At 36.7% G+C, this 13347-nt stretch carries 14 protein-coding genes and 2 rRNA genes (1 of these 16 running past the window's edge); 15 read left to right on the forward strand and 1 reads right to left on the reverse strand.

The window, feature by feature from the left end:
• From PSR14_RS00165 to rsmI, 11 genes are all read left to right on the forward strand, one after another.
• Nucleotides 1-1023: ribosomal RNA gene (locus PSR14_RS00165) — 23S ribosomal RNA — on the forward strand (it extends 1900 nt beyond the left edge of the window).
• A 48-nt stretch (nt 1024-1071) separates the two neighbouring features.
• Nucleotides 1072-1187, forward strand: a 5S ribosomal RNA gene (gene rrf / locus PSR14_RS00170).
• A 190-nt stretch (nt 1188-1377) separates the two neighbouring features.
• Nucleotides 1378-1557, forward strand: coding sequence for a sigma factor G inhibitor Gin (locus PSR14_RS00175; RefSeq protein ID WP_000842028.1), 180 nt, complete (start codon nt 1378-1380; stop codon nt 1555-1557).
• 72 nt (nt 1558-1629) lie between these two features.
• A complete protein-coding gene (locus tag PSR14_RS00180; protein ID WP_001075268.1) occupies nt 1630-3051 on the forward strand; it encodes an aminotransferase class I/II-fold pyridoxal phosphate-dependent enzyme in 1422 nt (473 codons plus the stop codon).
• A 1-nt stretch (nt 3052) separates the two neighbouring features.
• Nucleotides 3053-3679, forward strand: a complete 627-nt coding sequence (tmk, locus tag PSR14_RS00185) for a dTMP kinase (protein ID WP_000677229.1) — start codon at nt 3053-3055, stop codon at nt 3677-3679.
• A 35-nt stretch (nt 3680-3714) separates the two neighbouring features.
• A complete protein-coding gene (holB, locus tag PSR14_RS00190) occupies nt 3715-4698 on the forward strand; it encodes a DNA polymerase III subunit delta' (RefSeq protein ID WP_000978582.1) in 984 nt (327 codons plus the stop codon).
• A 5-nt stretch (nt 4699-4703) separates the two neighbouring features.
• Nucleotides 4704-5531 carry a stage 0 sporulation family protein gene (locus PSR14_RS00195; RefSeq protein ID WP_000272429.1) on the forward strand — a complete coding sequence of 276 codons (828 nt, stop codon included), beginning with the start codon at nt 4704-4706 and terminating at the stop codon, nt 5529-5531.
• A gap of 14 nt (nt 5532-5545) precedes the next feature.
• Nucleotides 5546-5896 (forward strand): DNA replication initiation control protein YabA, encoded by a 351-nt coding sequence (gene yabA / locus PSR14_RS00200; protein ID WP_000412054.1) that lies wholly within the window; start codon nt 5546-5548, stop codon nt 5894-5896.
• Nucleotides 5897-6016: 120 nt separating this feature from the next.
• On the forward strand, nt 6017-6757 hold the full coding sequence (locus PSR14_RS00205; RefSeq protein WP_001055351.1) for a tRNA1(Val) (adenine(37)-N6)-methyltransferase: 741 nt from the start codon (nt 6017-6019) through the stop codon (nt 6755-6757).
• Nucleotides 6744-7034: a GIY-YIG nuclease family protein gene (locus PSR14_RS00210; RefSeq protein WP_000414340.1), complete on the forward strand. Its 291-nt coding sequence runs from the start codon at nt 6744-6746 to the stop codon at nt 7032-7034. Before PSR14_RS00205 ends, PSR14_RS00210 begins: the two co-directional genes overlap by 14 nt.
• On the forward strand, nt 7003-7878 hold the full coding sequence (gene rsmI, locus PSR14_RS00215; RefSeq protein ID WP_000267828.1) for a 16S rRNA (cytidine(1402)-2'-O)-methyltransferase: 876 nt from the start codon (nt 7003-7005) through the stop codon (nt 7876-7878). Before PSR14_RS00210 ends, rsmI begins: the two co-directional genes overlap by 32 nt.
• A gap of 20 nt (nt 7879-7898) precedes the next feature.
• On the opposite strand, the gene PSR14_RS00220 is transcribed toward rsmI, so the two are convergent.
• The gene (locus tag PSR14_RS00220) at nt 7899-8183 is read right to left on the reverse strand and encodes an AbrB/MazE/SpoVT family DNA-binding domain-containing protein (RefSeq protein WP_000843036.1); all 285 of its coding nucleotides are present in this window, start codon (nt 8181-8183) and stop codon (nt 7899-7901) included.
• A gap of 517 nt (nt 8184-8700) precedes the next feature.
• Between PSR14_RS00220 and metG the strand changes: the two genes are divergently transcribed.
• From metG to rsmA, 4 genes are all read left to right on the forward strand, one after another.
• Nucleotides 8701-10683: a methionine--tRNA ligase gene (metG, locus tag PSR14_RS00225; protein ID WP_000159679.1), complete on the forward strand. Its 1983-nt coding sequence runs from the start codon at nt 8701-8703 to the stop codon at nt 10681-10683.
• A gap of 166 nt (nt 10684-10849) precedes the next feature.
• Nucleotides 10850-11617 carry a TatD family hydrolase gene (locus tag PSR14_RS00230; RefSeq protein WP_000895831.1) on the forward strand — a complete coding sequence of 256 codons (768 nt, stop codon included), beginning with the start codon at nt 10850-10852 and terminating at the stop codon, nt 11615-11617.
• A 216-nt stretch (nt 11618-11833) separates the two neighbouring features.
• A complete protein-coding gene (rnmV, locus tag PSR14_RS00235) occupies nt 11834-12391 on the forward strand; it encodes a ribonuclease M5 (protein WP_000692826.1) in 558 nt (185 codons plus the stop codon).
• Nucleotides 12388-13266, forward strand: coding sequence for a 16S rRNA (adenine(1518)-N(6)/adenine(1519)-N(6))-dimethyltransferase RsmA (gene rsmA / locus PSR14_RS00240; RefSeq protein WP_098487680.1), 879 nt, complete (start codon nt 12388-12390; stop codon nt 13264-13266). The genes rnmV and rsmA overlap by 4 nt, the downstream gene beginning before the upstream one ends.
• Nucleotides 13267-13347 lie beyond the last annotated feature (81 nt).

Here is a 13347-nt window from a genome sequence, read left to right on the forward strand (position 1 = left end):
AGCTCTGAACTGAAGCCCCAGTAAACGGCGGCCGTAACTATAACGGTCCTAAGGTAGCGAAATTCCTTGTCGGGTAAGTTCCGACCCGCACGAAAGGTGTAACGATTTGGGCACTGTCTCAACCAGAGACTCGGTGAAATTATAGTACCTGTGAAGATGCAGGTTACCCGCGACAGGACGGAAAGACCCCGTGGAGCTTTACTGTAGCCTGATATTGAATTTTGGTACAGTTTGTACAGGATAGGCGGGAGCCTTTGAAACCGGAGCGCTAGCTTCGGTGGAGGCGCTGGTGGGATACCGCCCTGACTGTATTGAAATTCTAACCTACGGGTCTTATCGACCCGGGAGACAGTGTCAGGTGGGCAGTTTGACTGGGGCGGTCGCCTCCTAAAGTGTAACGGAGGCGCCCAAAGGTTCCCTCAGAATGGTTGGAAATCATTCGTAGAGTGCAAAGGCATAAGGGAGCTTGACTGCGAGACCTACAAGTCGAGCAGGGACGAAAGTCGGGCTTAGTGATCCGGTGGTTCCGCATGGAAGGGCCATCGCTCAACGGATAAAAGCTACCCCGGGGATAACAGGCTTATCTCCCCCAAGAGTCCACATCGACGGGGAGGTTTGGCACCTCGATGTCGGCTCATCGCATCCTGGGGCTGTAGTCGGTCCCAAGGGTTGGGCTGTTCGCCCATTAAAGCGGTACGCGAGCTGGGTTCAGAACGTCGTGAGACAGTTCGGTCCCTATCCGTCGTGGGCGTAGGAAATTTGAGAGGAGCTGTCCTTAGTACGAGAGGACCGGGATGGACGCACCGCTGGTGTACCAGTTGTTCTGCCAAGGGCATAGCTGGGTAGCTATGTGCGGAAGGGATAAGTGCTGAAAGCATCTAAGCATGAAGCCCCCCTCAAGATGAGATTTCCCATAGCGTAAGCTAGTAAGATCCCTGAAAGATGATCAGGTTGATAGGTTCGAGGTGGAAGCATGGTGACATGTGGAGCTGACGAATACTAATAGATCGAGGACTTAACCATATAATATGTAGCAATGTTATCTAGTTTTGAAGGAATATGCCTTCATAGTTTGGTGATGATGGCAGAGAGGTCACACCCGTTCCCATACCGAACACGGAAGTTAAGCTCTCTAGCGCCGATGGTAGTTGGGACCTTGTCCCTGTGAGAGTAGGACGTCGCCAAGCAACTAAAAACACAAGTCAAAAGACTTGTGTTTTTTTGTGTTTTCAAACAGTATGCAAAAAGAAGTAATGGTAATACAAACACGTTGCCCAAGGATGAATCATATTATATAAGAGATTGATGTATATTTTTCTGTAAATTGTTAAGGAATAGAAGTATAAAATATGTCCATTTAAATAGGGAGGGAAAGATATGAAATCACAAAACGAAGTTTGTATTGTTTGTGAGACAGAAAGAAAAGAAGGGATATATGTTTATAATAATTTAATATGTTATGAATGTGAAAAGGACATGGTGAATACGGAAACAAATGATCCGAAGTATATATATTATTTAAAACAGCTTCGGAAATTAGAAGTATCATATTTTTAAATAGGCATATGCCTATTATTTTTTTTGTTCTGTATAATAGATAAAGAATGAAATAATAAGGAAGAGATATAGATGAATCAAAATCGCATACCTTTATATGAAGCATTAATAGAGTTTAAAGAAAGAAGGCCGTTATCCTTTCATGTCCCAGGTCATAAAAATGGTTTAAACTTCCCTCAGGAGGCGGTAGGAGAGTTTAAAGATATACTATCTATCGATGTAACTGAGTTGTCAGGATTAGATGATTTACATAGTCCGTTTGAATGTATAGATGAGGCACAACAATTATTAGCTGATGTATATGGAGTGAACAAAAGTTATTTTTTAATTAATGGCTCAACAGTCGGGAATCTAGCAATGATTTTGTCTTGTTGTGGGGAACATGATATTGTTCTTGTACAAAGAAATTGTCATAAATCCATTATTAATGGTTTAAAGTTAGCGGGAGCAAATCCTATTTTTTTAGATCCATGGATTGATGAGGCTTATAACGTACCAGTGGGAATTCATGATGAGATTATTAAGGAAGCAATTGAAAAATATCCGAATGCGAAAGCACTCATTTTAACGCATCCTAATTATTATGGTATGGGTATGGATTTAGAGGCAAGCATCGCTTATGCACATGCACATAAAATTCCTGTGTTAGTAGATGAAGCACATGGAGCTCATTTTTGTTTAGGCGGGGCATTTCCAAAGTCAGCGTTAGCATATGGTGCAGACATTGTAGTTCATTCTGCGCATAAAACATTACCCGCAATGACGATGGGATCCTATTTACATATAAATAGTCGCTTAGTGAAAGAAGAAAAAGTTTCTACTTATTTAAGTATGCTACAATCTAGTAGTCCATCGTATCCAATTATGACTTCTCTTGATATTGCACGCTTTACGATAGCGCGTATAAAAGAAAAGGGACATGATGAAATTGTCGAGTTTTTACGGGAATTTAAAGAAGAATTGAGTGCTATTCCACAAATAGCTATTTTACAATATCCATTACAAGACGAGCTAAAAGTTACCGTACAGACGCGTTGTCAATTATCAGGATACGAATTACAGTCTTTATTTGAAAAGGTTGGTATATATACAGAAATGGCAGATCCATATAATGTCTTATTTATTTTGCCTTTGCAAGTAAATAAGACATATATGAAGGCTATAGAGATGATCCGAGTGGCATTGCAATATTATGAGGTGAAAGACAAGACGGAATCTATTCGTTATACTTATAAAGGGGAAATTTCTCCTTTACCGTATACATATAAACAATTGGAAGAATACGAAACAAAAGTAGTATCTGTAGAAGAAGCAGTTGGGATGGTAGCAGCAGAAATGGTAATTCCGTATCCACCTGGTATTCCATTGATTATGTATGGGGAAAGAATTACTTCAGAACATAAAGAGCAAATTATGCATTTAGAGAAAGCTGGCGCTCGTTTTCAAGGCAGCACGAAATATATGAAAGTGTATGATATAGAAAGTAGGTTTTAGAATGAAGGGATTATTTGTAACAATTGAAGGTCCAGAAGGTTCGGGTAAAACAACGCTAATTCAAGGTTTATTGCCATACTTTGAACAAAAGGAACAAAAGGTAATGGCGACGAGAGAACCAGGTGGTATTGCAATTTCTGAGGATATTAGAACGATTTTGCATAAACAAGAATATACGATGATGGAAGCACGTACAGAGGCGTTGTTATATGCTGCTGCACGTAGACAGCATTTAGTAGAAAAAGTTATGCCGGCACTTAATGAGGATTACCTTGTATTATGTGATCGTTTTATAGATAGCTCTTTAGCATATCAAGGATATGCAAGAGGATTAGGTATGGATAAAGTATTTGAAATAAATCGTTTCGCAACAGAGGACTGTATGCCTAGTTTAACAATTTACTTAGATATTGAGCCAGAGGTTGGCTTAGCTCGAATTGCAAAAGATGCAGGACGTGAAGTGAATCGGTTAGATATGGAAGATATCTCTTTCCATAAACGTGTGCGTGAAGGGTATTTACAAGTTGTAGAACGTTTCTCGGATCGTATTGTATTGGTAAATGCTGATCAACCAATGGAAAAACTTATAGAAGAAGTTATTCAGGTTATAGAAGATAAATTGTTATAATAGAAGGAAAGAATGAAATAAGTGAGGTATGCATTATGATGAAGACGTGGGAGCAGCTTTCTGCTATACAACCCATCGGTGTAAAAATGTTGATGAATAGCATCGCAAAAGAGCGTATATCCCACGCTTACTTGTTAGAGGGAGGGAAAGGGACGGGAAAGTTTGCGACAGCAATTCAAATGGCAAAGAGTTTCCTCTGTTCTCAGCGGAATGGGGTAGAACCTTGTCATGTATGTACAAATTGTAAGCGAATTGATTCAGGTAACCACCCAAACTTACATATTGTAAAACCAGACGGATTATCTATTAAGAAGCAGCAAATTCATGATTTACAAGAAGAGTTTTCCAAAACAGGATTAGAAGCAAATAAAAAAGTATATGTTATTGAGCACGCAGACCGTATGACGGCAAACGCAGCGAATACACTGTTGAAATTTTTAGAAGAACCAAGTAGTGATACAACAGCTATTCTACTTACTGAACAAAGTCATCAAATTTTAAATACGATTTTATCTCGCTGTCAAGTTGTTACATTTAGACCGTTACCTACGGAATCTTTAATTAGAAGATTACAGGATGAAGGTATTACGGCATCTTTATCAACACTTGCTGCACAACTTACGAATAGTTTTGATGAAGCTTTAGCTTTATGTAGTGATGAATGGTTTGCACAAGCACGAGCTTTAGTGATAAAATTATGTGAAGCGCTCGAAAAAGATAAAGCCTCTATTTTTTTTGTACAAGAAAAATGGGGAAAACACTTTAGAGAGAAAGAGCAATTACAGCAAGGTTTAGATATGTTACTCCTTATTTATAAGGATTTATTATATGTTCAACTTGGAGAAGAAGATCGTCTTGTTTTTCATGAGCAGAAAGAGATGTTTGAATCTTTCTCCTACGCTCAGAAGCGCATTGTATCAGCTCTCTTTAATATATTAGAGGCAAAAAATAGAATCAACGCTAATGTAAATGCGCAGCTTGTGTTCGAACAGTTAGTGTTGCGGTTGCAGGAGGGATGACCGTTTTGTATGATGTAGTAGGTGTTCGCTTTAAGAAGGCCGGAAAGGTGTATTACTTTGATCCGAATCAGTTCGATATCTCTGAAAATGAGTTTGTAATTGTAGAAACGGTAAGAGGTATTGAATACGGAAAAGTAGTTATTACCAAAAAGCAAGTTGATGAAAACGACGTTGTATTACCACTAAAAAAGGTTATTCGCATTGCAAATGAAAACGATCGTACCATTGTTGAAGAGAACAAACATGCTGCAAAAGAAGCATATCAAGTTTGTCAGCAAAAGGTAGTAGAACATAATCTTGATATGAAACTTGTAGATGTAGAGTATACGTTCGATCGCAATAAAATTATTTTCTACTTTACTGCGGATGGTCGGATTGATTTTCGCGAACTAGTGAAGGACTTAGCAGCAATTTTTAGGACAAGAATTGAACTAAGACAAATCGGTGTTCGTGATGAAGCGAAAATGCTTGGTGGTATTGGTCCATGTGGTCGTATGCTTTGTTGTTCTACTTTTTTAGGGGATTTTGAACCTGTATCCATTAAGATGGCAAAGGATCAAAATTTATCATTAAATCCTGCAAAAATCTCTGGTTTATGTGGTCGCTTAATGTGTTGCTTAAAATATGAGAACGATGAATATGAGGCAGCAAAGGAACAACTTCCTGATTTAGATCAACGTATACAAACCCCGCATGGTACTGGCCGTGTTATCGGATTAAATATTTTAGAAAGATTAATTCAAGTGGAACTAGTAGACAAGGAACGGATAGTAGAATATACGTTAGATGAGTTAGTGAATAAAGGGGTCGTTTCGAGTCAAACCACAGATTAATGAGGTGGGTGCTTGTGGAGAAAAAAGATATTTTTGCATCGGTTTCTAGTATGGAAGAGCAAATTGGACATTTATACAAACAGTTGGGAGAATTAAAACAACATCTTGCAGAGTTACTGGAAGAAAACCAACATATAAAAATGGAAAATGAAAATTTGCGACACCGCTTTGAAGAAGTACAGATTAAAGAAAAACAAAAAGCTCAAAAACGTAAAGAAGTGAAGCCGAAGACAGATATTGGTGAAGGCTACGATAATTTAGCAAGACTATATCAAGAAGGTTTTCATATTTGTAATCTGCATTATGGAAGTGTACGTAAAGAGGGAGATTGTTTATTCTGCCTGTCATTTTTAAATAAAAAGTGAAATTACCTTTCCAATAATAATTGGAAAGGTAATTTTTTATACATGAGAGTAGAATCGAATATGTTTTTTATTAGTAGAAGATGAAATAGGGTAGGTTAAGTGTAAGAAAAGGAGCAACATATGAATTTATATGAAGATGAACGTTTAGATTACTTATTAGCACAAGATTTGAAGATTATACAAAGCCCATCAGTATTTAATTTCTCGTTAGATGCTGTTTTACTTGCAGACTTTGCTTGGGTGCCAATTCAAAAAGGTAATTTACTTGATTTGTGTACAGGTAATGCAGTTGTGCCCCTTCTATTAAGTACAAGGACGAAAGGGAATATTACTGGTGTAGAAATTCAAGAACGCTTATATGATATGGGAATAAGAAGTGTCCAATACAATAAGTTGGAAGAAAGAATTCACTTAATACACGGGGATTTGAAAGATATGCCGGAGAAACTTGGGCGTCATCAATATGATGTTGTCACATGTAATCCGCCTTATTTCCAAACACCTGCAACTTCTGAAAAAAATATGAATGAACATTTAGCGATAGCTCGTCATGAAATTATGTGTACACTAGAGGATGTTGTATCTGCAAGTAGTCAGCTAGTAAAGCAAGGCGGAAAAGTAGCATTTGTACATCGTCCAGGTCGTTTATTAGATATTGTTACATTAATGCGTAAATACAAAATTGAACCGAAGCGTGTACGATTTGTTTATCCTAAGGCAGGGAAAGAAGCGAATACATTGTTAATTGAAGGAATTAAGGACGGAAACGCAGATTTGAAAATATTGCCACCTCTTTTTGTATATGAAGAAAATAATGAATATACAAAGGAGATTCGTTCTATTTTATATGGAGAAGAATAAGCATTGTTTTTATGTAGTGGAGTGCTCTGATGGAAGTTACTATGCTGGATATACAAATCATATAGAGAAGCGGATTGAGACCCATAATAGCGGAAAAGGGGCTAAGTATACGCGTGCTAGACTTCCTGTTGCTTTAAAGTACGTAGAATTTCATGAAGATAAGCGTACAGCTATGCAAGCAGAGTATTATTTTAAGCAATTAAATAGAAAACAAAAAGAAGAATATATGCAAAAAGGAGAACGCTATGTGGCAACAAAAAAGCTTTCAACAAAGTGAAAAGGGAGTTTTATATTTAGTACCAACTCCTATTGGAAATTTAGAAGATATGACATTTCGTGCAATCCGAATTTTAAAAGAAGCGGATTTAATTGCTGCTGAAGATACGAGACAAACGAAAAAACTTTGTAATTATTTTGAAATTGAAACGCCTGTTATGAGTTACCACGAGCATAATAAAGAAGTAAGTGGAAAGAAAATATTAGAGAAGTTAGATGAAGGAAAGACTATAGCACTTGTTAGTGACGCTGGTATGCCGTGTATTTCCGATCCAGGCTATGATATTGTTGTCGAGGCAGTAGCTGAGCAATATCATGTAATCCCGCTTCCTGGGGCAAATGCAGCCCTTACAGCATTAATTGCATCAGGACTTGAAACAAAACAGTTTTATTTCTATGGGTTTTTACAAAGAAATAAAAAAGAAAGAAAAATGGAGTTAGAGAAGCTTCGTTACATACAAACTACAATGATGTTTTATGAAGCGCCTCACCGCCTGGATGATACTTTAATCTCGATGCAAGAAGTATTGGGAAATAGAGAAATCGTATTATGCCGAGAGTTAACGAAAAAATTCGAGGAATTTATTCGAGGAACAGTTGAAGAAGCAATTGAGTGGACGAAACAAAATGAAGTTCGTGGTGAGTTTTGTATTTTAGTAGCTGGTTCAACGGAAGAACCTGCTCCAGAAGAACAATGGTGGGAATCTATTTCAGTATATAATCATATTGAACATTATATAAACGAAAAAGGTATGAATTCAAAAGAGGCGATAAAAACAGTCGCTAAAGATCGAGATTTGTCGAAACGCGATGTATATCAAATCTATCATGTCGATAAAAAATAAGCTTCTCATAATTGAGAAGCTTATTTTGCTGTTTCGATATAATCTTGAAGCTCGTTTAAGATTTGCTCAGCGCCTTCTTTGCTTAAGATAATTTTACCTTCAGCTAAAGATAGGTTACCATCAGATACTTCACCAGTTACTTGGCAAGTCATGTTTGGCTTATATTTTTTTAAGATGATTTTCTCGTCATCAACATAGATTTCAAGAGCATCCTTTTCTGCAATACCTAAAGTACGGCGTAATTCGATCGGAATTACTACACGACCTAATTCATCAACTTTACGAACGATACCAGTAGATTTCATAATTCTTTTCCTCCTAAAGAAATAGTTTATAAGTTTCGAGTCTATTTTTAGATTCGTCATTTTTCGACAAAATACCCTATGGATATATGATACCAATCATTTACATTTCCGTCAATTCTTTAATTCTATATTTTTTAAAAAGATTTATAGATTTCTTACTTCTTATATATAATAGAGTTTGAGTAATTTCTACTATTATTTCACTTTATTTTCGGAAAAATCAAGAAATTATAGGTAATGACTGTATATTTTCTTGAAATATGAGTAATAGATGATAAATATAAAAATATGAACTTGTTTTTATCCTGCATTAACGAGTAGTAAGATTCTAAATTTTAAATTCGGCTGGGCCAAAGAAGTTAAGTGGAAGTCGGATTGCTCGTAAAAGTCCGATTGGTGTGGGTTGATAATCCGTGGGAATGAACAAGACCCTCACAGATTAAAGTTTCACTTTATATATAAGTTTTTGATATACTATTTATAAATACATATGAGGTTATCCGGGAGGTCCAAAACAATGACAAAGGAAAACAAATCCTTTTATATTACTACCCCAATTTATTATCCAAGTGGAAAATTACACATTGGACATGCTTATACAACAGTAGCAGGAGATGCGATGGCACGATATAAGCGTATGCAAGGATATAATGTTCATTATTTAACAGGAACTGATGAGCATGGACAGAAGATCCAAAAGAAAGCAGAAGAATTAAATGTTACACCACAAGCATATGTGGATAACATCGTTGCAGGAATTAAAGAACTTTGGGAGAAGATGGATATCTCCTATGATGACTTTATCCGTACAACGGAAGATCGTCATAAAGATGTTGTCGAAAAAATCTTCAAGCAACTAGTAGATCAAGGTGATATTTATCTTGATGAATATGAAGGTTGGTATTCTGTACAAGATGAGACATTCTATACAGAGCATCAATTAGTAGATCCAATTATGGAAGGTGACAAAGTAGTTGGGGGAAAAAGTCCGGACAGTGGTCATGATGTAGAACTTGTTCGTGAAGAATCATATTTCTTTAGAATGGGTAAATATGTTGACAGACTATTAAAGTTCTATGAAGAGAATCCACATTTCATTCAGCCAGAGTCTCGTAAGAATGAAATGATTAATAACTTTATTAAACCAGGATTGGAAGATTTAGCAGTTTCCCGTACTTCATTTGACTGGGGAGTTCGTGTTCCAGGTAATCCGAAACACGTTATTTACGTATGGGTTGACGCATTATCTAACTACATTACAGCATTAGGTTATGGAACAGAAAATGAAGAGATGTATAAGAAGTTCTGGCCAGCAGATGTGCATTTAGTTGGAAAAGAAATCGTTCGTTTCCATACGATTTATTGGCCAATCATTTTAATGGCATTAGATTTACCTCTTCCGAAAAAAGTCTTTGCTCACGGTTGGATTTTAATGAAGGATGGAAAGATGAGTAAGTCAAAAGGAAATGTAGTAGATCCAGTTACATTAATTGATCGTTACGGATTAGATGCATTACGTTATTACTTACTTCGTGAAGTTCCATTTGGATCTGATGGCGTATTCACACCAGAAGGATTTGTGGAGCGTATTAATTTCGATTTAGCAAATGACTTAGGTAACTTATTAAATCGTACAGTAGCTATGATTGATAAGTACTTTAACGGAGAAATCCCTGCATTTAAAGAAAATGTAACGGAATTTGATGAAACGTTAGTAACATTTGCGAAAGATACATTGAAAAAAGTGGAAGAAGCAATGGAGAATATGGAATTCTCTGTAGCTCTAAGCTCAATTTGGCAATTGGTTAGCCGTACGAATAAATATATTGACGAAACACAACCGTGGGTATTAGCGAAAGATGAGAATGATCGCGAAAAGTTAGCCTCTGTAATGGCTCACTTAGCAGAAGTACTTCGTCAAACGGGTATTATGCTTATGCCATTCTTAACAGTAGCACCAAGCAAAATGTTTGCTCAGCTTGGCCTTACTGATGAAGCACATATATCTTGGGGAAGCCTATCTACAATCGGCTGTATTCCAGCTGGAACAAAAGTAGAAAAAGGACAACCAATTTTCCCTCGTTTAGAAATGGACGTGGAAGTGGCGTACATTAAAGAACAAATGAAAGCCTCTGCTCCTAAAGTAGAAGAGAAAAAAGAAGAAGAACCGAAGGCAGAAGAAATTACAATTGATGATTTCTTTAAAGTAGAATTGCGTGTAGCTGAAGTTCTATCTGCGGAACCTGTGAAAAAAGCAGACAAGTTGTTAAAAATTCAACTAGACTTAGGTACAGAAAAGCGTCAAGTTGTTTCTGGAATTGCAAAATTCTATTCGCCAGAAGACCTAAAAGGTAAAAAGGTTATTTGTGTAACAAATTTAAAACCTGTAAAATTACGCGGTGAATTATCGCAAGGTATGATTTTAGCGGGTGAAGAGAATGGCGTATTGTCATTAGCATCGATTGACCAAAATCTACCAAATGGTACAAAAATTAAGTAATTAAGACAAGAAAAGAGATGTTTCACGTGTAACATGTGTGAAGCGTCTTTTTTCTTTTTACACTCTCAATTTTTGCATTAAGATTGTAGTATTGTTATCGTTAAGTTATAAAAGAGCTTATTTACGTAGAATAAATTTGATTTCAATATAAAAGGAGTTATGTATTATGTTGTTTGATACACATTCACATTTGAATGCAGAGCAATTTGAAGAAGACTTACAAGAAGTTATTGCCCGAATGAAAGAAGCGGGGGTTACTTATACAGTTGTTGTTGGTTTTGATGAAGTAACGATAAAAAAGGCGATTGAATTAGCTGAAGCCTATGATTTTATTTATGCCGCGGTTGGATGGCATCCAGTTGATGCAATCGACATGACAGAAGAGCATTTAGCTTGGTTAGAAGAACTTGCTTCTCATCCTAAAGTCGTTGCACTTGGAGAAATGGGCTTAGATTATCACTGGGATAAGTCTCCAAAAGAAATACAGAAAGAAGTATTCCGTAAACAAATTGCATTAGCGAAAAAAGTAAAATTACCGATTATTATACATAACCGCGATGCAACTCAAGATATTGTTGATATTCTAGAAGAAGAGAATGCAGCTGAAGTAGGGGGTATTATGCATTGCTTTAGCGGTAGCGTAGAGGTAGCAGAGCGATGTGTTGATATGAACTTTTTAATTTCGTTAGGTGGACCAGTTACATTTAAAAACGCTAAGAAACCGAAAGAAGTTGCTACGGAGATTCCATTAGAGAAATTATTAATAGAGACGGATTGTCCGTATTTAACACCGCATCCATTTCGCGGGAAACGAAATGAACCAAGTTATGTAAAACTCGTAGCAGAAGAAATTGCGAACTTAAAAGGAATTTCTTATGAAGAGGTAGCGGAAGTAACAACTAAGAATGCAAAAGCTTTATTTGGTGTCGAATAAAAAGAATGGGGGAGCCCATTCTTTTTATTTTTTGAGAAACAGAATAGTAGAAGTGGTAGAGAAAACGAGGGTGAATGAGTAAGTGTTACAATAAGGAGAGAGAACAAAGTTTTGGACATTCTATTTTTTAAAATGTAACAATGGGGAAAATAATAATGGAAAAGTCGTCATTTTTTTGTTTTACTAAGTAGAGACGAAACGAGTGTGGAGGCAAGCATGAAAATTAAAGAGATTATCGTTGTAGAAGGTAAAGATGATACAGTCGCGATTAAGCGTGCTGTTGATGCGGATACAATTGAAACGAACGGTTCAGCAATCGGTGATCATGTTATTGAACAAGTTAAATTAGCGCTGCAAAAACGAGGCGTTATTATTTTCACAGATCCGGATTATCCTGGAGAGCGTATTCGAAAAATTATTTCTGATAAGGTGCCTGGATGTAAACATGCTTTTTTACCGAAGGAAGAAGCACTTGCTAAGAGGAAAAAAGGTGTCGGGATTGAACATGCTTCTGATGAATCAATTCGCCGTGCTTTAGAGAATATACATGAAGAAATGGAAGCTTACACAAGTGAAATCAGTTGGAGCGATTTAGTCGATGCAGGTTTAGTGGGCGGAGAAATGGCAAAGAGTCGCAGAGAAAGAATGGGTAAGCTATTAAAGATTGGTTATACAAACGCAAAACAGTTACATAAACGTTTACAAATGTTTCAAGTTTCAAAAGAATCATTTGCAGAAGCTTATAAGCAAGTCATACAGGAGGAAAGAAAATGAAGGATATCGCAACGCCAAATCGTACGAAAGATATTGTTGAAAAGTATGGATTTTCATTCAAAAAAAGTTTAGGACAAAATTTTTTAATTGATACGAATGTATTAAATCGTATCGTTGATCACGCTGAAATTTGTTCAGAAAGTGGTGCAATTGAAATTGGACCAGGTATCGGTGCATTAACAGAACAATTAGCGAAGCGTGCTAAAAAAGTAGTGGCTTTTGAAATTGATCAAAGGTTATTACCGATTTTAGATGAGACGTTAGCTCCATATGGCAACGTTACTGTTATCAATAAAGATGTACTAAAGGCAGATGTACATGAGGTGTTTAGTGAGCAATTTGAAGAAGGGCAAGATGTAATGGTAGTAGCTAACTTACCATACTATATTACGACGCCAATTTTATTTAAATTGCTGGAAGAGAAATTACCGGTTCGTGGTTTCGTTGTTATGATGCAAAAAGAAGTTGGGGATCGTTTAGCGGCTAAGCCTGGAACGAAAGAGTATGGCTCTTTATCCATTGCTATTCAGTATTATACAGAGGTAGAAACAGTTATGACTGTACCGCGTACAGTGTTTGTGCCACAACCGAATGTTGATTCTGCAATTATTCGCCTCCTAAAGCGTCCTAAACCAGTGGTAGAAGTAACAGATGAGACATTCTTCTTTGAAGTAGTACGAGCAAGTTTTGCACAGCGTCGTAAAACTTTAATGAATAATTTATCAAATAATTTAAATGGTTTCCCGAAAGATAAAGAGCTGTTGGATCGGATTTTAACAGAAGTAGGAATTGATCCAAAACGAAGAGGCGAAACACTATCTATCGAAGAGTTTGCGACATTAAGTAATGCATTAGTTCTGCATAAGTTATCATAAGGGTACAAAAGGGACAGTTCAATTTGAACTGTCCCTTTTGTCACCTTTCTCCTCCTAAATTCATACTTTAAAAACAGGTAA

This window comes from Bacillus sp. A01H (assembly GCF_045277205.1).
Classification (GTDB): domain Bacteria; phylum Bacillota; class Bacilli; order Bacillales; family Bacillaceae_G; genus Bacillus_A; species Bacillus_A paranthracis.